Origin of the sequence: Fibrobacter sp., from assembly GCA_024398965.1 — a bacterium.
Classification (GTDB): Bacteria; Fibrobacterota; Fibrobacteria; order Fibrobacterales; family Fibrobacteraceae; genus Fibrobacter.
The window spans coordinates 145630-166476 of record JAKSIF010000005.1 but is presented as its reverse complement, the minus strand read 5'-3'; the positions used below and the strand labels follow the sequence as shown (position 1 = coordinate 166476).

Genomic DNA, 20847 nt, shown 5'->3' with positions numbered 1-20847 from the left:
GCGAAAGTCAACAAAAAAGGGTGGCGAAGCCACCCACACATGTTGATGAAGAGCCCCTTTTTATTTATTCAAGTCAACACGAATTAATTGATGAAGAATATGTCCCGAAATTTAGTAGCCAATGTGCAGAAAATGAGGGCGAATTGACAGACCATCTGCAGGACGATAAATACAGATATTGGACCTGCGATAGAATTTTAAAGCCTTCTGTTTCTGCAAAGCATTATCTGTACGAACGTGCGCTGGAACTGAAAACCAACTGTGCGGAATAGGAACGTTTTCCTTTGAAAATTGAAAACTGGTTTGATGCGTAAAATCCATATAATACGCTATGAATCATATAGAAAGAAGTTTTCACGTTTTATCAAGGAATAGTTCAAAAACGCAATAAAAGCTCCTTCTCGTGGAAAATGCATTTTATAAATTCTTAGTATGAAAAAGATCGTTCTCTTAATTTGCCTTTGCTGCGCACTTGCCGCTGCAGAAGAAAACAGACACAAGTGGATTGTGGATGTGGGTGGCGGTTTTGCCTTTTGGTCCACGTTTGCTGACTTTGGTCTGGGGATGAGAGACTTTGACAGCGAAGAAGTGCAGGATGAAATTGATGGTGGCACCAATTACATTGTGGTGAACCTCGGCGCCCGTTACCAGCTCGCAAAAATGTTGGAACTTGGCTTTGCCACCGGCTACGAATATTACGCCTCCAAGGTTCACCCCTACCATAACGAGAAAGGCTATTTGAAATACGCCGACATCAAGGATAACCATATTGTTCACCTGGCTGTGGAATCGAAGGTGGACTGGGTTGGTTTTCTTGACCATGTGCAGATATACTCTCGTCTAGGTTTAGGCGGAGTCCTGGAAATTTCAAAGGTGGACGATTATGAGGTTGGCTTTGGACTGCCGAATTTCCAGTTCAGCCCCATTGGCATTGAATATGTAGGCACGGTGGGTTTTTATGCAGAGGCTGGTGTTGGTTACCGAGGCATTTATTCGGGCGGCGTGAGCTTTAGATTCTAGGCTATCATGATTAGAAATATCATCCGAAAACTAATGGCCTTTGTTACGGCGTTTTTTTGGACGGACAAGTCCAAGGTGTTTTCGGGTGTGTTGGCTTGCTTCTGGTCGGTGCAGCATATTGCCTGTGCCTATGGTACAGACGATGGCTTAGAATGTGACGATGATTGCCTTTACGATCCCGTAGTCGATACAGTTACCACGTTGGGTGATTTACCACCTTGTGACTATATCGGAACGGATGACGTTCCAACCTTTGTGGCAAGTGAAAATGCAGACTATTACTGCAGCGAGCATCAGTGGCTTTCAGCAACAGAAATTCTTTGCGAAGAAAAGCCGCCCATAAAGCCCTTTGAATACGAATTCTTCACTGATCCTCGGGATGGTTATGTCTATCGGCTGACAAGGATTGGTTCGCAGACATGGTTTGCCGAGAATCTCCGTTTCAAGACGGAAAAATCCATTGCTCCCGATGGCGAACTGTTTAACGTAGTGGGTCGCTATTATACCTGGAAGGATGCTCAGACAGCCTGCCCCGAAGGATTTCACATTCCTACTTCTGAAGAATGGAAGGAAATGTGGTTGTTTGTTACCGAGGATAATGGTTGTGAGAATGTAGGGACCAGCTTGAAAACGGATAGCCTCTGGAGCGAATATCTTAGGCCCAGTACAAACATTGTTCAGGGGAACGAAGATGAACTTGTTGGAACAAACCGCTACGGATTCAATGCCGTTCCTGCTGGCACCTGTTTTGAAAAATCCGACGAACTTTATCTTCTAGGACACTTGACCCGTTTTTGGTCAAATGATAACTACCGTGGTAAAATCGTGGCAGATTCCTGGGTTATGAATTTTTGGGGTGACAATTTCTTCGATGACGAGTCTGTGGATCCTAATTGGCGAATATCCGTCCGTTGTATAAAGAATATGGAATGAGAAACTTCTATTGCGTAGAATTCTTGGTCAAAATTGACGTATGAAAAAGGCTCCTTTTCAGGAGCCTTTTGCTTAATCGTCTTCTTCTTTTGGAGAATTCATCATGCAGCGAATAGGGGCGAGGTTATACTTGCTGATATCGCTAAAAACAGCTTTGTGATTGTTAAGGAGGCACATACAGATGGCATTTTTGCTGGGGTAAGTGTTTCCTATTGTAGATGTCCATACGCATTCTTGCAGCATCGACAATCCATAAGTGTTTTCGCCACCGTAATCTGTATAATCTCCATAATAATCTCTGTCCATCCAACCGCTAGCCGATTTTAGGTATAATCCTGCGGTTTCCGCTCCACCGACGAATTCAAAAAGATCTTCGTAGTTTCGTTTTGTAGCCAAATGCCAGCCATCTGGGCAGATGCCTGTTGGATTTTGTTGTATGTACCACGACTTGTAAACATCGAAATTTAAGGCATATCCATAGCCCACCCCTTTCATGTCTGTAGAATAGACTGCGGCGGAATCTGCTGCTGCTGCCCAAGTATAGTATCTGCCCTCTTCGGTGCAATTATCGTTGTCATAATAGCACTCGTTTTCATAGATAACGCGTTTGCCATTCTGGTAGATCTTATATATAAAGTCCAGGTTCTGGGCCATCCAAGTCTGTTCGCCGATTTTTATGGTGTTGTACACATGCTTGTTACGAATGTCCAAAACTTCTCCGTATTCGCCCTTTGCCAAAAGATCCTGATTCAAGTGTTCTGTTGGAGCACAGACGTATTTGTCGCAGTCGTAGGTGCCTAGGGGCATTACCGGAGTCGGGTTCTGGCTGGAGCTGGACAACGCTACACTAGAGCTGGATTCCGTGATGCTGGAACTTGATTCCGCAGAACTTGAACTGGGCTGGATTTCTTCTGTAGAGGACGAAGTTGCCGAGGATGAAGATTCTTCGGCTTCGCTAGAACTGGAATCGTCTTCTTTGGAACTGTCGTTACTGGAGGACGACTGCGGCTCTGAACTGGAGCATGAACCTGCATCGACATCGTTGCTTGACGAATGCTTATCGTCGGATTCGGATGTGGCTTCGCTGCTAGAGCTGGACTTGGCATCTACACTGGAACTGGATTCTTCCTTTTCTTCATCCTTTGACGAGGAACTTTGGGCTGTAGAAGATTTGCCGGATTCGGAGTCGTCCTTGTCGGAAATCCAGCTTGTTCCATCGCATTCGTAGTAGGCGTCTTCTTTTTCCACAAAAATGACTTCGCCCTTTCTATCGGAAACGCATTTTCCCAGATTGAAGATGGTTTCTACTCGATCATTTTTGGAGCTCTCGTTATCCGAGGTCGATGTGGAGGTTGAATCTCCACAGGATAGAAGAAGCATGCTTCCGACAGAAGCTACTAGCGTTAGTCCTACAATGCGCATGAGAGGCTCCTGTTTTTAATTAGTCCTTGACGCAACGAAGTGCGAATCCGCGATCCTTTTCATTGTACGATGCTTCGTAACTACGAATTGCACTTTCTCTGTAGTCGAGGTACCAATAAACTGCGCCGGTGTACTTTGTTGCTTCTGTTGCACTCCAGAAGTTGGCGAAATACTTTGCGTCGTCAAAAGCGTATCTACTATAGCTTTCGCTAGGATCAGCGTATCTTCCGTAATAAGCGCCTGTTGCAATGGCCGAGAATCCGTAGGAATCCGCGGAGGGCTTGGAGCTAGTTGAGTACGGATACCATCCCTTGGAGGACTTCATGATTCCGGTGTATGCTCCTGTAGAACCACCTTCCATTTTTGAAATGTAATTTCTCACCTGGAGCCATTCGGCGTTGGTGGGAACATGCCATCCATCGGGGCAGATACCCTTGTGGGGGCTTTCGACCAGGAAGTCGGCGATGGTCTTTGCATACTTAGGATCTAAATTCATTGCTGCAGTCCAGCTATAAAGACGACCGCCTACGTTGCAGTTGGCTTCTACGTTCTTGTAGCACCAGCTGTTGTCGACAAGGTTTGAATTGTTCTTGTCGTAGTAGTTCAGGTTTTCGGCCATCCATGTCTGCAAACCGATCTCAGTAGTCTTATAGGTCTTGCCATCGCGGGAATCCTTGAGGGTTCCGTACTTGTAGTCCGGATTCAAGTAGTATTCCTTCGGGTGGTCGTAAACGGTTGAAACTCGCCAGTTGCCGTTGCCTCCATCGCAGACATATTCCGTTTCACGGTCATACGCATCAAAGAGGGATGCAAAAGTTCCTTTTTGGGAGGCTGTACAGGTTTTGCCGAGTCTATTTTCGTTGGCGGTGGGGTAGCGCCATTTGGTGTCGTCGCAAGCGTAGAATTTGCCCAGGTTGTCGCTGTAGGCATTTGTCATCTTGATTTTTTCGCCGTCACGTTCGCCGTTGCAAACGCCGATGCCGTATACATTGCCAACAAAGAGGCTGATGTACTTTTCAAAGTTGGGAACGGTTCCTCCAAGTTCTTCAAGCTGAGTCCTTGTTTTGGAGAATTTTCTTGTGGTGTCCATGGCCCAGTCGGCTGCCTTTACCTTGGCGGCAGAATCGCTCCACAGACCGTCTTCTTCAAAGTCTGTAGCAAGAACGGTCAGGCGGCTGGTCATGTCTACGTCGCTCAAGCCTTCCTGGAGCAGGATTGATGCAGCCAGAAGCTTTGCGTCGTCTTCAGAGGTTCCGAAAATGGAAAGGTCTTCAAAGGCGTGATTGTTGGTCGGCCAGCCGAAGGCTGCAAGGACTTCCTTTTCGGCCTGGGACTTGGCGGCGGGAATGTTCTTGAACTTTCCGCTCTCGACAAAGAGATTCACGGCTCTCTTGTAGGCGAGATGGCCGAGGATGTTGATGTTTGCCGAAGTACGTCCGTTCAAGTCAATCAAGGATTTTAGACTCACCTGGTTGGCTGTCGTTTTAGCCGTATTTTCGTTGTAATAGTAGCCGTTTGCCTGGAGCAGGGCGTACTGGCTCTTGAGGGTTACCTTAGTCGAGGTGTAGGCGCCGAGATCGGATGTAACTTCCCAGTCGAATGTGGTGCCAGTCGGGTCCATTTCGTCGTCAAGTTCGGACAGCTTGATTGTCGTACCCGACATGTATGGGCCCTTTTCGGCAACACCAGTGAATGTCATCTTGGTGATGGCAACGTTTTCTACGACCTTATCAGAGGGAACGATGCTAGAACTGGATTCCTGAATGCTGCTGGAGCTGGATTCAGGAGTGCCGCTGGAGCTAGAATCGTCGGTGTCGTTGGAACCGGGATTTTTGGAGTCAGAGGATTCGGTCTTGTCAGGGGAGGATCCGTTTGAACTTTCAGGATTTTCAGTTGAAGAGTTGTCCTTTTGGGAACTGGAGGATCCGTCTTTTGCCGATGAGGAAGACTTGTCATTTGCAGAAGATTTTCCGTCTTCCTTGTCTCCGGTTTTTGAAGAAGAAGATTCGGACTTGCCGATGTTCTTCCAATCGTCGTTGACGCACTGGTAATCGGAATCTTCGTCCTCTACGTAGACAACATCACCTTCTCTATCAGAGGAGCATTTGCCTAGGTCATAGATGGATTCCACCTTGGTGGCGTAGGAATCCTTGTTTTCGGTATTAGACCCTGTAGAGGAATCATCTCCACAGGCAACGAATAATAGGGCTGCTGCACTTAAGGAAAACAGTTTTTTCATTCACACACCTCATTTGTCTTTTCGTACAATATAATTTTTTTACGCGATTATAGCTCGCCTAAGTGGAGCCGAATTCGAACTATTATGGGCGTTCAAACTCATATGATTCATTGCGAATCATATAGAACGGTTTGTTTCTTTGAAAAAGTGTGTTCCCGGTCACAGTGCTGCTTATTTGGCTGTTTTAGACTTATTGTGTGTTGAGGATAAAAAGGGAATAACCTACATTTGTAATAAATGTTGATATGGGCGTTGTTTCGCCTGAAGTAAAAATTTTTAGCGGGATGCTGGTATGAATAAAATTAAGTTGTCCGTCCTTGCAGCCTCCGTTTGTTCCGCCCTTTTCCTGGGCGCATGCGGAGAAGATTCTTCCACTGGATCGAATTCTGATGACAAGGTAACTTCCGAGACCTCGGTTGAGACTATCTACGATTTGGGAAAGTGTTCTTCAGAAAGAAAAGGTGAAATCATCTTTGTTGAAGAAAACGATTCGGATTATTTGTGTGATGGGGACAACTGGAAAAATCTTGGAACTCCGGAATCCTCCGATTCCAAGGACATGTCCTCCAACTCCAAGGAAGATTCTTCTACATCCAACGGTAATTCCTCCGATTCAAAGGACAACGTTTCCTCGACGGATAAGTCTTCCGATTCCAAGGACGGTTCGTCTTCTGCATCCAAGGATGAAAATACGTCTGTAGACAAATCTTCCGACTCCAAGGATGTTTCCTCGTCCTCGAAGGATGAACCCTCCGAAACTCCGGGCTCGTCCAGCAGTTCTGTGGTAAGTTCCAGCAGTGTGGTAGAGTCCAGTTCCAGTGTCCGCGGGCAGAATGAGGTCGTGGCCGATGTGGCTGTTTCTAAGCAGACCTTTACCGGCGTTGCCCAGAAGGGCCCCTTTACGGCTGGTTCCGTTGTGAAGCTGTCTGAATTGGACGATGTGCTGGATCTTACGGGAACTTCCTTTGAATGGGAAGTGACTACCGATCTGGGTGAATATACTTCTTCCAAGGTGACCTTGAGAAGCCAGTATGCGTTGATGCAAGTCAACGGTTTCTACTACAACGAGAATACAGGCAAGACTACTACGGGCCAGTTTACCTTGAAGTCCATGGTAGACTTGAATGAACGCAAATCCGCCAATGTGAACATCCTGGGTCATCTGACTCATAAGCGAATTGTAAACCTGTTTGCTGAAAGCGGTAAGTACAAGAATGTGCCTGCAGCAAAGTCCGCCGCAGAAAAGGAAGTGATGAACTCCTTCCACTGGACTGTCAATAACCATGCATTTGAAGACTTGAATATTTTCGGCAGTACCGAAGATGATGCCAAGCTACTTGCTGCATCGATTCTTCTGCAGGGTGATTTAAGCGATGCTGATTTTTCTAGCCGACTCGCTTCCTTGACCACCGATTTTGAAGATGATGGCGTATGGAACGATTCTGCCGCAAGAATCGCTGTGGCAGACTGGGCTATGGATACTACTAGGTCCTTTAGTAAAATCCGCGAAAAATTGCTTGAAGTGGGCCCCCGCGTTCCGAACTTCGAAAAGTATATCTACCAGTTTGCGGGCATTGTGTATGACATTGGCGTCTGCTCTGAAAATAGGGACGGCGAAAAGGTCAAGATTACGAACCCCTACAGTAAGAACCTAGGTCGAGAATACATTTGCGATAGCGGTAAGTGGCGTAAGCCGACTTCTACCGAAAAGCGTCTAGGTTTCGCATGTGCCGGTAAAAACAAGGGAACCATTGTACACGAAGGAACCACTAATGGAAATTTGGATTGGTTCTGCCCCGGTGACGGAAACTGGAGGCGGGCAGGAGTCTACGACTATCCCAAGAGCAACTATTTCAATCCCGTTATTAGTTACGGAACATTGAATGATTCCCGCGATGGAAAGATTTACAAGACCATAAAGATTGGAACCCAGACTTGGATGGCGGAAAACCTAAATTACTATGACAAGAATAATGCAAATTTACAGAAAAGCACCTGGTGTTATGAAGATGTAGAAGAAAACTGCGAGGTGGGCGGTAGGTTCTATACTTGGGCCGCTGCCATGAACCTTGACCCCAAGTACAATTCCGATTCTGCATCCGGAACGGGAGTCATCAAGATTCCTCATCAGGGTCTGTGCCCTGCGGGTTGGCATGTTCCTGGTACGGGCGAGTTCAGCGTACTTAGGGAGTATGTGGCTATGAGGGAAGGCTTCTCAAAAATTGACTTCAATGATGGTTCCGGACAGCTGAAGTCCGTGCTTGGCTGGCATGATTTGAAAAGTCCCTTTATTACGCCCCGAGATCCGTATGGATTCTCTGCAATTCCCACTGGAGCCTACTATGGTTCTCATAGGGATCCGGATGGGCAATTCAGCCGGTATGTCTTTGACGATGCCAGTTACTATGCCAACTACTGGTCTGCTTCAGAGGGCAAAAAGGCTACGGGTGCTGTTTACTGGTTCCTTGAGTACGGCAGTAGTACCTTTGATTATCACGACGCCCAATACAACGACAAAGACAGAGGCTACTCCGTTCGTTGTATAAAGGATTAATAAGATTCAGAACTTGAAGGAAAACTGCTATGAATAAGTTCGGTATTGCTGGTTTAATCTCTATTGCAGGCGCTGTATTTTACGCCTGTGGTGATTCCACGTCTTCAAATTCCACAATGGACTTGCCTGGGGATCAGGAAACTGTTACCGAGGTCGGCTCAGTGTATGAACTGGGAAAATGCAAGGACGACCGAAAAGGAACCATCATCTTTGTCAAGAACGAGAATAGAGAGTATGTCTGCTATTCTGGAAAATGGTCCCCTCTCGATGAAATCGGTTCTGTCGAGGAATCTTCTTCCAGCGTTCAGAAGGATGAACAATCGTCAAGTTCTGAAAATGGAAAATCCTCATCAAGCGTAGGGAAGGATGAATCATCGTCTAGCCAGGATGAGGGTGAATCTTCGTCAAGTCAAGATGAGGAAAAGTCCTCGTCCAGCCAAATGAAGGATGACGCTTCTTCAAGCAGTCAGAAGGAAGATACTTCTTCGAGTAGCCAGAAAGATGAACCTTTGTCTAGCTCCCAGGATGTGGAGGACAACCCGGAAGTCAAGGACGATGTGTCCTCTTCCAGTGAACAGAAAGAGGAATCTTCATCAAGTGTCAAGAGTGAAGAATCCGCTTTTTTCAAGGATCCTCGTGACAACCATGTGTATAGGATTGTAAAAATCGGCAATCAGACCTGGTTTGCCCAGAATCTGCAATATGCAGGTCCTGTAGGAAGCTCCCGATGCCATTCCGACGATTATATACAATGCGATGTCTACGGTCGCCTGTATCAAAGGGACAAGGCCATGACGGCGTGTCCCACAGGCTGGCATCTTCCTTCTCTTGATGAATGGAAGGTTCTTTTCGAATATGTGGGCGGAACCAATGTTGCTGGCATCAAGTTGAAATCTAGAAGCAACTGGGTTCTACAGGAAAACTTTGAAAAGTACGCTGGAATAGATGAGTACAATTTCTCAATATTGCCTGCTAGTTTTGCTACGTCAACTGGAGTCTATGGGTCAACAATCAAGTTTGACTCCCATCTTTGGACATCCTCCGTTGATGCTGATGGCTATAACGTGATGGTCTATTTCTTGCATAGCATGGGTGGCGTTGGAATAAGCAGTGTCTCCGAAAATCTGTACTATTCTGTCCGCTGCCTTCAGGATAACTAGTTCTGCATAATCTTTATCTAGAGGCTTTATTATGAAGTTTGGTTTTTGGAAAAGTTTGATGACTGCTTGCGTGGCGACTTTTGCCTCGTCTGCATTGGTTGCTTGCGGTGGTGACTCCAGCTCTTCTGCGGAATCTGGGATTTCCAGTGATTCCGGCCCAAGCGAAGAAGAAATTGCCCAGCGTTGCTATGAAAAGTTCGGTACGACGGAAGACGATACCTGGGCCACAACCCTTTCGGGTAATCAATTCATTGGCAAGCAGGTTTGCGAAAGCATTTCGGAATACATGAGCTACCAGCTTGCTTTCTATGCAAGGTGCACCTCTGCGGATTATAATTCTGCAAAGAACCGCTTCGATATCGAGGTCATTACAGAACAGAAGTATATGCATATCTGGGCGGAGATGGATGGCTGCAGCTATAAGCTGGGTACCGATGGCGACATGGAACCGCTTATTGCCAAGGGTCGCCAGTGGACTTTGGATGACTGCCTTTGCAAGGAAGAGGCTGAAAAGACCCTCTATCGAGAAATCAAGCCCGAGGAAAAGGTGGAATCATCTAGCTCTTCCGAGGATGTATCCTCCTCCAGTGTCATCTTGAATGAAAACGCCGGGGTTGATAGATCCAGTTCTTCGTCCAAAACAGAATCCAGTTCCTCTGTGGAAAAGGTCTCCAGCAGCAGCCAGCCTGTAGTAGGCGAATTTGTGAAGATTGGCGACCAGGAATGGATGACTAGGAATCTCGATGTAGATGTGGAAGGAAGTTCCTGCTACGGCGACAAGCCGGAAAACTGCGAGAAATATGGCCGCGTTTATACATGGTCCATGGCCATGGGCATTGACATTTCCTACGACAGAAAGAAGTACGGTGTGACCAAGGAACCACACCAGGGAATTTGCCCCGACGGTTCCCACCTGCCAAGCCATGAGGAATGGAACCAGCTGAACGAATTCATCAAGGCAAATCCGGAATACCTAGCCTATTTCCAGAACCAGTACGGCGGTGCCCTCGATTACCACGGTTATTACAGGGACGCAGGCACTGAAGTGAACTTCATGAGTTCCACGGAATACGACGTGTCAGGAACCTCCTATCCCTATGAGTTCGCCTGGCTCTGGTACATTCACGACGACTATACCTATTTCTACAAGGACAACGGCCACAAGTACACCGGTGCCTATGTCCGTTGCGTAAAAGGCAAAGCCGCTCCCAATACGGCGACCTCTTCCTCTTCTCAGAATTCTAGTTTATCTTCGTCTAGCAAGGCGGCTCCGATTCTCGAGGTAGCCGAAGGCTGTGACGACTATGGCTACAACAGCAACTGGGAATACTTGAATCCTGATGTGGAATACGGCTGCATCTTTGACGAACGTGATAGCCACTATTACAAGACGGTCATTGTGGGCGATCAGCTGTGGATGGCCGAAAACCTGCGCTATGAAGCAACCGCCGGAAGTTCCTGGTGCTTTAACGATGAACTAGACGAATTCGGCGATTGCAACAAGTATGGTCGTTACTACGGCGGCAACGCCATTACTACAGACGACCCCGTCTGCCCCGAAGGTTTCCGCATGCCTAGCCGAAGCGATGTAAGCAAACTTATTGAATACATGAAAAATCAAGAAGCGGATGTAGAAATTTTCATGGCAAAGACGGATCTGTGGGATCTGCCCAATGAAAACGCTTTTGAAGGAACCAATGCTACAGGACTTACTATGCTGCCGGGCGGCCTTCGCGGTTACGATAATGGACGTTTCTATGAGACCGGCGTTTATGCGGACTATACCCACCGATTCCACATGTGGCTAAGCGACAAGTATAACGGCCTTGTGGGCAATTACACATTTATGTTTGGTAATATTACCCAGTGGGGCGGCACTTATTCCATTACCGATAAGGAACGCGGCTTCGGAATTCCCGTCCGTTGCATCAAGGAATAGCTCGGCGCTACACCGGCGTCTTGCTTTTTTCGCCGGCGATTTCGCGGACTAGGCGGGGCACCAGATAGCCGGGAAGTTTTGTGCGGATTTCCGCAACCAGGGCCTTGGCCTGTTCGTCGTTGATTTCGTAGTGGGCAACGCCCTTGGCATGGTCCAGCTGGTGGATGTAGTAGGGGAGGACTCCCTGCTCGAAAAGCTTGCGGCAAAGCCTGGTCATGGTGTGGGCCTTGTCGTTTACATCTTTCAATAGAACGCATTGATTTAGCAGAGTCCAGCCGCTATACCTTAGCTGGCCGAAGATGTTCATGCTTTCTTCGTCCAGTTCGTCGGGATGGTCCACGTGGCTTACCAGCACGCAGTCGAAGCGGGCGGGCAGATCCCTCAGGAATTCGAAGTGCTGCTGCACCAGGTCGGGACGCATTACCGGCAGACGGCTGTGGATGCGTAACGTGGTGACGCTGGAGTGGTCTGCTATGGCCTCGATCAGTTTCTGGAACTTGGAGGGGCTGAGCATCAGGGGGTCGCCTCCCGACAGGATGATTTCCCAGATATCGGTGTGGGTGTCGAGCCAGCTGCCAACCTCCAAGGCTATGTTAGGGCAGCTATGGAACGGGTAGTTCCGGCGGAAGCAGAACCTGCAGCGGACACCGCAGGTGGCGGTTGTAACAACCAGCGCCCTGTTGTCGTATTTCTGGATGACGCTTTCGCTTTTGCCTGCAGGAAGGTCTCCGACAGGATCGTCTACGAAGCCCGGCACATCCGCATACTCCTCTTTTGTGGGGAGAACTTCACGCAGTAGGGCCGCCGGTTCCTTGGCGTTCTTGATCAAGTCGGCATAGTGCTTGGAACAGCAGAAAGGGAACGTGGGGGCGCGGTCCAAGTTGGCTAAATAGGGCGTATTGCCGATCAACGAGGCAATTTCCGGACCCAAATAGTCCAAAAAGTCTGAAATTTGCGTGAATGTTAATGCGGTTTGTTCCATTTCATTACTAAATTTAGCAACATAAATATCAAAAAGAGGATAATATGGGTACTGTAAGCACCAACGAATTCCGCAAGAAGCTCAAAATCATCGTCGACGATCAGCCGTACGAAATCATCGAAAACCAGTTTGTGAAGCCGGGTAAGGGTCAGGCTTTCAACCGCGTTCGTATCAAGAACCTGGTTACCGGCCGTACTCTCGAACGTACCTGGAAGAGCGGTGACACTGTTGAAGAAGCAGATGTAACCTTTACCGAAATGACTTACCTCTACAACGATGGCGAAACCTGGTACTTCCTGGATAACGACACTCAGGAAACCATGGAAATCCGTAAGGAAAGCCTCGGTGGCTGCGAAGTATGGCTCCTCGACGGTGCAACCGTTGAAGTGACCTGGTGGAAGGACCCGAAGTCTCTGGCTACCATCCCTGTTGAAGTGATTCCGCCGACCTTCGTTGACCTCATGATCATCGACGCTCCTCCGGCAGTTCAGGGCAACACCAGCGGTAACGTTCTCCGTGAATGCACCGTTGAAACTGGCGCCAAGGTGATGATTCCGCTGTTCATCGAAAACAACACCAAGATCCGCGTGGATACCCGCGACGGTTCTTACCTCGAACGCGCTAAGTAATTCATCGGGCAGGTTGCCTCCGTTCACTTGGCACTTTGTCGGGTGAGGAGCGCGTACTTTCAGGTTGAATTAAAAAAGCCTCGGTTAATAGCCGAGGTTTTTTGTTTGCCTTTAATTCAATTTGTTTTAGGGAGGAAGGTTGTTCTTATTTCAATGCGTCGCGGTAGGCCTTGGCTACGGCGTCGGGATTGTCCGACTTCAGCCAGCTTAGGGTTTCGGTGCCGCGGTAGCTCCAGGCGAAGATGTTGTCGATGCCGGCCTTGCGGCTTTCGGTGACTGCGATGGCAAGGTCGTTCTCTCGGCCGCCCTCGATCTGGTAGGCCTTGATCCACATCTGCACGTCCTTGCCGTACTGCCTGGCGACATCGGTCAGCTTGCGGGCGGTCTCGGCGTACTTTTCGCGGACCCATTCCTCGGCGGCTCCCTTTTCCCAGTAGGGGTCGCTGGCCACTTCGTCTACGGATTCCAGTCGGGCAACCTTGCTCCAGTCGTCGAGGCCTGCAGGGAACCAGGGCGGAAGCATGCAGACGCAGTTGCGCTTGCCTCGGGCGTGAACGTCTTCCGTCATCTCCTTCAAGAAGTCGATGAGGCTGTCTTCGCGGAACTGCAGAACGTCGCGGGCCTGGTCCGGCTCCATCTGGTCGAAGGTGGCTGCAGGCATGTCGTATCCAAAGCGTTCGCGGAACTTGGCGCAGCATGTGGTGCAACGGCAGCTCCAGTTGCTGAGTCCGCCTTTCTCGAAGTAGAAGTGGGGCTCGTCCCAGAAGATGGTGTCTACCTTGGTGTTGCAGACGGACTCAATCCACTTGTGCATGTACTCCCTGAACTTAGGGTTGCTAGGGCAGGCTGCAACCTTGGGCTTTCCGTCCAGGGCCACCTGGCACATGTCGTGATCCCGGGCGGTAAGCTCGGAGTAGGCCTCACCGCCAAAAACGCGGCCTATACCCCAAGGATTTACGTAGACCTTCAGGCCCAGGTCCGAGGAGCCGTCTACGATTTCCTTCATGGTGTCGAAGTAGTACTGCTGGTCCTCTTCGCTCCAGGTGTGGAGTACGGCGTTGAATCCTGCGGTCTTGATGTCGGACATGTCCGCAAGAACATGCCTAGGGGAGCGCACGCCAAAGTAGCTTACGCCTTTAATCTTTACTTCCATAATCTTTCCTGAGATTTGTTTCGGCAAGTCGGATGCGGACTATTCGTTGCCAGCCCACTGGGGGGAGCCGTTACGCAGAAGGACCTGTTCCAGGGTTGCTGCCCATTCGTCTTCGCTGACAGGGCGGCGGATCCAGTAATAACTATCGTCGCTCTTGGGAAGCGGCATGGTGTCGGGCACAATTTCTACAATCCAGGATTCGGGGATGCCGTCGTGGAGCTGCTTGCTGAACTTGAGGTTCTGCTCGGTGGGGCGGTCTGCATGGTCCAGGATGATCAGTGCCGGGGATTGTCCTACGATGAGGGCCGTCTCCAGCAGGTTGGTTGCATCCTCTACGGAATTGCAGGTATACATGGTGGCGTCGTCTGCCAGGTCTCCATGCTCCAACAGCCAACGGAAGGTCCATTGGCTAAGCTTGTCCAGGCTACCTGGAGAAGAGGGGGCTATGAAGAATATGTGTCCCATGTCCATAAATTTAGATTAATTCTCTTTTTTTTACGATTCCTGAGTTGATGTTTTTGCCCTTTTTGATCAGCGCGGCCTAATTATGAGGTATGAATTATGATTTATCAGATTTAATAAGGCGCCTTTGACGCGATTATAGATCTCGCACTTCGTACATCGTAATTCGTAGTTATATTTTGCCCATGTTTCCCGATGTCCCTGAATTTCAGTTTATTGATAAATTGCTCAAAAACGCAGCTCCCTTGAGGGAAAATTCCCCAAAGGTTAGATCCTGGCTTGGGGTTGGGGATGACTGCGCTATTTTTGACGGCTGGCTGGCCACCAAGGACCTGTCTGTAGAGAATTCCCATTTCAGGTTGGACTGGTCTACGCCGGAGCAGGCTGTAGAGAAGCACATCGTGTCCAATGTCTCGGATATTTCCTCTATGGGAGGTCGTCCCCGCATTGCCTTTCTTGGGCTGTGCCTAAATCGGAACTGGCCCGAGGAAATCAGGAATCGTGTTCGTGACGCCTTTGCCCAGGGCTTTGCCAAGCGGGGAATCACCTTGCTTGGCGGTGATACTGTTTCCGGAGACGTGGGCATGTTTTCTACCACGTTGCTAGGGGAACTTGCCGGGAATGAACCCTTGCTCAGGTCCGGTGCTCGTACGGGGGATAATTTGTATGTAAACGGGACTTTGGGAAAGTCTGGCGCAGGACTTTGGCTCCTGATGAATCATCCAGAAGACAGGAGCCTGTTCCCGGAGTTGGTGGAGTACCATTTGAATCCCCGGATCAAGGAAATGTCTGGCGCAACCCTGGTGGAACTTGGCGTAAGAGGGGCCTGCATGGACATCAGCGATGGACTGTCTTCGGAGCTGAACCATCTTGCCGGATCCTCTGGCGTAAACCTGCGGATTTTTGAAGAATTGCTTCCCATAGACCCGGAAGTAAAACGAATGTGCGACCATTATGGCCTAAATCCTCTGGAATTTGCCTTAAATGGGGGTGAGGAATACCAGTTGCTTTTCTCCGCCGCCGATTCAGATAGTATATTTAGTGGCGAAAACAAAAATTTGGGTAAGGTGTATCGGATTGGATTGGCCCTGAATAAAGGCGCGTCGCCCAAGGTCGAAATGCTTTGCCTGGATGGAGAAGATAGGCCCGTGCAACCGCGGGCATGGTCACATTTATGATTAGTAATACGAAGATGAATTTAGGTCAGCTTCTCTTGCGCCAGGGTGTCCTGGACGAAGACCAGCTGGCTCATGCCGAGGCGGAACATAAGCGTACCGGTCTTATGCTCAGCAAGATCCTGGTTCGTCTGGGCATGGTGAGCGAAGATACCCTTACAAGCATTCTGGGTGTGCAGATGCAGTCTACCACCAAGATGCGTATCGGTGAGATGCTCCTTGCGCAAGGTTTCATCAATGAAGAACAGCTGAATCAGGCTCTGGAAACTCAAAAGTCTTCCGGCAAGCGCCTTGGACGTACCTTGGTGGATTTGGGCTTCATGCCCGAGGAACGCCTGATCGAGATTCTGTCTAGGCAGTTCGAGGTTCCCTACGTCAAGCTGGATTCCTTTGCCATCGACCCGGATGCCTACACCTACCTTCCCGAAGACATGTGTAAGCAGTACAAGGTTGTTCCGCTCTTTGTTCAGAATAACGACGACGCCCGCTTTGGCCAGCGTTCCGTAATGACCATCGCCATGACGGACCCCACCAACATGCGAACCATCGGTGTGGTCAAGTTCAAGGTGAAGATGGATGTGGACGTTGTCATGGCTTCCGAAGCCGACGTCCAGAAGGCTATCGAACGAGTTTTTGCCGGTCATGGCGCTACCGAAGAATCCTTGGCCGACCTTATCGGCGAGTCCAAGGAAGGCGAGGAACTGGAAACCGTCGAACGTGGCGCAAACAACGACGAACCGGAACTGTCTGACGAAGAAGGCCGCCAGGTGGTGAAGATCGTGACGACCCTGATTCACGAAGCTATCGCCCGTAAGGCTTCCGATATTCACCTGGAACCTCAGGAAACCTACCTGAAGCTCCGCTACCGTATTGATGGTGACCTGCAGGTCATGTCTCCCATTCCTGCTCGTCTCATGCCCCAGATTCTTTCCCGTATCAAGCTGCTTTCCAAGATGGACATCGCAGAAAAGCGTAAGCCCTTGGATGGTCGTTTTACGGTGCGCTACAAGGGTTCCGAAGTTGACCTTCGTGTGTCTTCGTTCCCCATCTCTCTCCGTAAGCGCGGCGTTTGCGAAAAGATCGTTATGCGTATCTTGAACCCGAACTCCGGTCAGTTCCCCTTGAAGGACATGGGCTTTGACCCCCGAGTTCTCAAGCAGTTCATCGACGCCATTAACGCTCCTAACGGCATCGTGCTTGTTACCGGTCCGACTGGTTCCGGTAAGTCTACTACGCTTTACGCATCTATTGGTGAAATTCTTGATAGTACTATTAACATTTCTACCATGGAAGACCCTGTGGAATTGAATATCGACGGCGTCAACCAGGGACAGATCAACAATGCGGCCGGGTTTACGTTTGCCGCGGGCATTCGTGCCTTGCTCCGTCAGGACCCTGACGTGATCATGATCGGTGAAATGCGTGACCAGGAAACCTCTTCAATGGCTATCGAAGCTGCTTTGACGGGTCACTTGGTCTTCAGTACCTTGCATACCAACGATGCTGCCGGTGCATTCCCACGTCTTTTGGAAATGGGCCTGGAACCCTTCCTTGTGTCTACTGCAATCAAGGGCGTTCTTGCTCAGCGACTTGTCCGTCGTATCTGTAAGAACTGTAAGGAACCCTACGAAATTTCCCAGGAAATGCGCGACGAACTTCACCTGTCTCCGGATATGCAGTTCTATCATGGCCGTGGCTGTGAAAAGTGCGACGGTTCCGGTTACAAGGGTCGTGCCGGTATCTACGAGTTCCTGGTGCCTAACGAATCTGTTCGTAACCTGATTATCAAGCGTTCTTCCGGCGACGTGATCAAGCGCGCCGCTATGCAGGAATGTGATATGATCACCTTGCGTATGGACGGTATTTCCAAGGCTCTGCAGGGCATTACCACGCTGGAACAGGCCGTGGGCGCATCCGCTGCGGATGACTAATCCCTCCTAGGATTTGAAGGCTCCTGGCGAAAGCTGGGAGCTTTTTTTATGAGAAAAAGTTTTTATGAATTTGTTCAATGTTGTTCTGGTCGGTGTCGTTTCCGTGGGCACGCTATGTTTTTCTGCTCCAAGGGATGTGTACTTGGAAGATGGCAATATCAAGGCTGCAAAGATTGGGAACCTGGTATGGACAACCGAGGATGCCGGTAACGCGGCCCTGTTCTCCGAGATTGACTTGACGAACGCCTGCCCTGTGGGGTGGCATGTGGCAAGGATCGAGGACTGGTCTAATTTGTTTAATGCCATTGGTGCAACTCAGCAATGCCAGAGCTTTGGTTATGAAGGTTCTTCGGATGAATGCGACTATTATGTCTGGAAAAACGCCGGGTTGCTTTTAAAGGAAAAGTCCTTCAAGGGTTTGGACAAGTTCGGCTTTGCGGTACTTCCCAACGGGGATGCCTTTGGTCGAAAGGGGTACCAGGCGACCTACTGGGCCCTTGGCGGAAACAACAACTGGGTTTGTTTTTCTGATGAAGACTACGCCTCTGATTACTGCGGGCAGGATTCTGGTGAAAAGTATCTGGTTCGTTGCGTAAAGGACTAGGTCCTTGATTCCCCAAAATACTATATTGCACATTTGTATAGACTATTGGAGAGTTCATGGCGAATATTGTTGATGGAAGCGTTCTTGATAGGGAATTGAATCCGGAGCAGGCTGCTGCTGCTAAGAAGATTGACGGCCCCATGCTGATTCTTGCCGGTGCAGGTTCGGGAAAGACCCGTTGCATTACCTATAAGATTGCCCATCTTGTTTCTAGCCATGGGGTGGATTCCGACCGCATTCTTGCGGTGACTTTTACCAATAAGGCCGCTCGCGAGATGAAGGACCGTATCCAGAAGTTGCTGGACGCACGTCTGTCCTTCAGCTGGATGGGAACCTTCCATTCCGTATGTCTCCGTCTGCTTAAGCTTTGCCTGTCCAAGGAATCTGTCGTAGCCGCCATGGCTGGGCCAAACGGCAAGTGGTACGACGGTAATTTTTCCATCTACGACGATGACGACCAGAAGCGAATCCTCAAGGAAATCCTGAAGGACGACATGGGGGATGACTTTGACGCCGCCGAGGTGAAGAAGATCCATGGTGCAATTTCTAGATACAAGAATACGGTTCTGTATGGCGTCAACAAGATGCCCCAGCTGCAGACTCCCGATGTTGCATTACAGCGTGCAGACTACAGCGATGAGGAGCGCCGCGCCAGATATTATGCGGCCTACCAGAAAAAGCTGATGGAGTCCAATGCCATGGACTTCGACGACCTGCTGTTCAATACAGTCTACATGCTGCAGAAATTGCCCAACCTGGCAACCCAGCTGGCAACCCGCTTTCAGTACGTTGTGGTGGACGAATACCAGGATACCAACGACGTCCAGTATGAACTGTTGAAGTTGATGATCAACGCCCAGAAGAACGTTACCGTGGTCGGTGACGACGACCAGAGTATCTACGGCTGGCGCGGTGCGAACATCAAGATTATCCGTAATTTCCATCAGGACTTTACTCCTGTGACTATCGTGAAGCTGGAACGGAACTACCGCTCCACTGCAAACATCGTGAAGGGCGCCGGTTCCGTAATCGCCCATAACGTGCGACCTGCCGAGATGCAGAAGGTGGTTTTCTCCAAGCAGGAGGCCGGCGAACTGATTCATGTTCGTCACTTTATGGACGACCGCTCCGAGGCAAGCACCATTGCCGATACGATCGCCAAGGCCGGTCCTGATTTCTATTCCAAGACGGCTGTGTTCTACAGAACCAACGCCCAGTCCCGCGCCCTTGAAAAGGCATTGAACGACCGCCGTATTCCCTCGGTCATTTTCGGTGGAACAAGGTTCTGGGACCGCAAGGAAATCAAGGATGTTATCGCCTATCTCCGCTTGCTGGCCAATGACCGCGACGATGCCGCCTACCTTCGCGTTATCAATACGCCGCCCCGTGCCATCGGAAAGACTACCGTAGAGAATATTCTAGAACGAGAACGCAACGGCGAAGGATCCTTCTGGGACAATCTGTTGCAGGAGGCAAACAGCCCCGGTCGCGCCGCCCCAAAGCTGAAGGGCTTTACCGACCTTGTCCTGGGTTGGCGCTCCCTTATTGCGGCAGGGGAGACTCCGCTTCCCATTCTTGCAGAACGGGTCATCAAGGACATTGGCTATAAGGATTTCCTGCGTAAGGAAGATGAAATTACTGCAGACGAACGCATCGGCAACTTGGACGAAATGGTGAACGCCATTCGCGAATTTGACGAAGACCATCCCGGTGCAACCTTGGACGCCTTCCTTCAGGATATCTCCCTTTTGACCGATGGTGACAAGAAGGTGGATACCTCCAAGGGCATGGTCACCCTCATGACCATCCATATGGCCAAGGGCCTGGAATTCAATACGGTCCATATCGCCGGCTGCGACGAGGAAATCTTCCCGCTGGTTCGAGGCAGTATGACCATGTCTATGCAGGAGCAGAACGAGCAGATGGAAGAGGAACGCCGCCTGTTCTACGTGGGCTGCACCCGCGCCGAAAAGACTCTGTACCTCTATCATGCAGAACGTCGCTTCTTCCAGGGAAACATCCGCCCCTTCGCTCCTTCCAGATTCCTGAAAGAACTGGACCCGACCGTAGTTGACTTCGTTCCCTGTAACGATTTCGGTGGTGGTTTCGGCAACAGCTTTGGAGGCTTTGGCGGAAACGACTTTAACCAGGATTTCTCCGGCGGCAGCGGTTACAGCAGGCCCATGCGTCCCAATCTTCCGCCGCCGATCCCCCGCAGGCCTTCCTCCGGCAGTTTCAGCGGTTCATCCCGTGGATACGGAAGTTCCTATGGCGGCAACAGCTACAGTGGTGGCTACAGCCGTCCTTCCGCGGTTCCCGATTCCGTCCGTAAGAACGACAAGCGCATCGTTTACCGCAATCCGGTAAAGATGGCTGCCCCGGCGCCTGCCGCTCCCTCCGGCCCTCACGTGGTCTACGACGAGTACAGCGAGAATCCCTACCATCCGGGAGTAAGGGTGCGCCACGCCAAGTACGGCATCGGCGTCATCCAGAAGTGCTACGGTACCGGAGACAACGCCCGTGTGGATGTGCGCTTTGCAAACGAGTCTACCACCAGGACCATTATCCTGAAGTACGCCGCCCTGCAAATCATAGGATAAAAGTGAAAGATGAAAAATGAAAGATGAAAAATGAAAAGCAAATC

Annotated in this window: 16 protein-coding genes; 11 read left to right on the top strand and 5 right to left on the bottom strand. The window is 49.8% G+C overall.

What is annotated here, in order from left to right:
* The 3 genes from MJZ26_04040 to MJZ26_04030 all read left to right on the top strand — a co-directional run.
* Positions 1 to 272: hypothetical protein (locus MJZ26_04040; GenBank protein MCQ2104945.1), on the top strand; the 272-nt coding region annotated here is incomplete at its 5' end.
* Positions 273 to 432: 160 nt separating this feature from the next.
* A complete protein-coding gene (locus MJZ26_04035; GenBank protein MCQ2104944.1) occupies positions 433 to 1020 on the top strand; it encodes a hypothetical protein in 588 nt (195 codons plus the stop codon).
* 6 nt (positions 1021 to 1026) lie between these two features.
* Positions 1027 to 1953 carry a hypothetical protein gene (locus MJZ26_04030; protein MCQ2104943.1) on the top strand — a complete coding sequence of 309 codons (927 nt, stop codon included), beginning with the start codon at positions 1027 to 1029 and terminating at the stop codon, positions 1951 to 1953.
* A gap of 72 nt (positions 1954 to 2025) precedes the next feature.
* On the opposite strand, the gene MJZ26_04025 is transcribed toward MJZ26_04030, so the two are convergent.
* A complete protein-coding gene (locus MJZ26_04025; GenBank protein ID MCQ2104942.1) occupies positions 2026 to 3375 on the bottom strand; it encodes a hypothetical protein in 1350 nt (449 codons plus the stop codon).
* A 19-nt stretch (positions 3376 to 3394) separates the two neighbouring features.
* Positions 3395 to 5614, bottom strand: a complete 2220-nt coding sequence (locus MJZ26_04020; protein ID MCQ2104941.1) for a hypothetical protein — start codon at positions 5612 to 5614, stop codon at positions 3395 to 3397.
* Between the two features lie 292 nt (positions 5615 to 5906).
* Between MJZ26_04020 and MJZ26_04015 the strand changes: the two genes are divergently transcribed.
* The 3 genes from MJZ26_04015 to MJZ26_04005 are packed head-to-tail and all read left to right on the top strand — an operon-like array spanning position 5907 to position 11267.
* Positions 5907 to 8168 carry a hypothetical protein gene (locus MJZ26_04015; protein ID MCQ2104940.1) on the top strand — a complete coding sequence of 754 codons (2262 nt, stop codon included), beginning with the start codon at positions 5907 to 5909 and terminating at the stop codon, positions 8166 to 8168.
* 29 nt (positions 8169 to 8197) lie between these two features.
* Complete coding sequence (locus MJZ26_04010) at positions 8198 to 9328, top strand: hypothetical protein (GenBank protein MCQ2104939.1); 1131 nt, start codon at positions 8198 to 8200, stop codon at positions 9326 to 9328.
* A gap of 31 nt (positions 9329 to 9359) precedes the next feature.
* Positions 9360 to 11267 carry a hypothetical protein gene (locus MJZ26_04005; protein MCQ2104938.1) on the top strand — a complete coding sequence of 636 codons (1908 nt, stop codon included), beginning with the start codon at positions 9360 to 9362 and terminating at the stop codon, positions 11265 to 11267.
* A 7-nt stretch (positions 11268 to 11274) separates the two neighbouring features.
* Here MJZ26_04005 and MJZ26_04000 read toward each other — a convergent pair whose 3' ends face one another.
* Positions 11275 to 12198: a KamA family radical SAM protein gene (locus MJZ26_04000; protein ID MCQ2104937.1), complete on the bottom strand. Its 924-nt coding sequence runs from the start codon at positions 12196 to 12198 to the stop codon at positions 11275 to 11277.
* A gap of 95 nt (positions 12199 to 12293) precedes the next feature.
* Between MJZ26_04000 and efp the strand changes: the two genes are divergently transcribed.
* Positions 12294 to 12878: an elongation factor P gene (efp, locus tag MJZ26_03995; GenBank protein ID MCQ2104936.1), complete on the top strand. Its 585-nt coding sequence runs from the start codon at positions 12294 to 12296 to the stop codon at positions 12876 to 12878.
* A 145-nt stretch (positions 12879 to 13023) separates the two neighbouring features.
* Here efp and MJZ26_03990 read toward each other — a convergent pair whose 3' ends face one another.
* Both MJZ26_03990 and MJZ26_03985 read right to left on the bottom strand, forming a co-directional pair.
* Positions 13024 to 14031 (bottom strand): hypothetical protein, encoded by a 1008-nt coding sequence (locus MJZ26_03990; GenBank protein ID MCQ2104935.1) that lies wholly within the window; start codon positions 14029 to 14031, stop codon positions 13024 to 13026.
* 39 nt (positions 14032 to 14070) lie between these two features.
* The gene (locus tag MJZ26_03985) at positions 14071 to 14496 is read right to left on the bottom strand and encodes a hypothetical protein (protein ID MCQ2104934.1); all 426 of its coding nucleotides are present in this window, start codon (positions 14494 to 14496) and stop codon (positions 14071 to 14073) included.
* Between the two features lie 242 nt (positions 14497 to 14738).
* Between MJZ26_03985 and thiL the strand changes: the two genes are divergently transcribed.
* From thiL to MJZ26_03965, 4 genes are all read left to right on the top strand, one after another.
* A complete protein-coding gene (gene thiL, locus MJZ26_03980; protein ID MCQ2104933.1) occupies positions 14739 to 15671 on the top strand; it encodes a thiamine-phosphate kinase in 933 nt (310 codons plus the stop codon).
* Positions 15668 to 17599, top strand: coding sequence for a Flp pilus assembly complex ATPase component TadA (gene tadA, locus MJZ26_03975; GenBank protein ID MCQ2104932.1), 1932 nt, complete (start codon positions 15668 to 15670; stop codon positions 17597 to 17599). Before thiL ends, tadA begins: the two co-directional genes overlap by 4 nt.
* 64 nt (positions 17600 to 17663) lie before the next feature.
* Positions 17664 to 18203, top strand: coding sequence for a hypothetical protein (locus tag MJZ26_03970; protein MCQ2104931.1), 540 nt, complete (start codon positions 17664 to 17666; stop codon positions 18201 to 18203).
* Between the two features lie 56 nt (positions 18204 to 18259).
* The gene (locus MJZ26_03965; protein MCQ2104930.1) at positions 18260 to 20803 is read left to right on the top strand and encodes a UvrD-helicase domain-containing protein; all 2544 of its coding nucleotides are present in this window, start codon (positions 18260 to 18262) and stop codon (positions 20801 to 20803) included.
* The last annotated feature ends 44 nt before the right edge of the window (positions 20804 to 20847 follow it).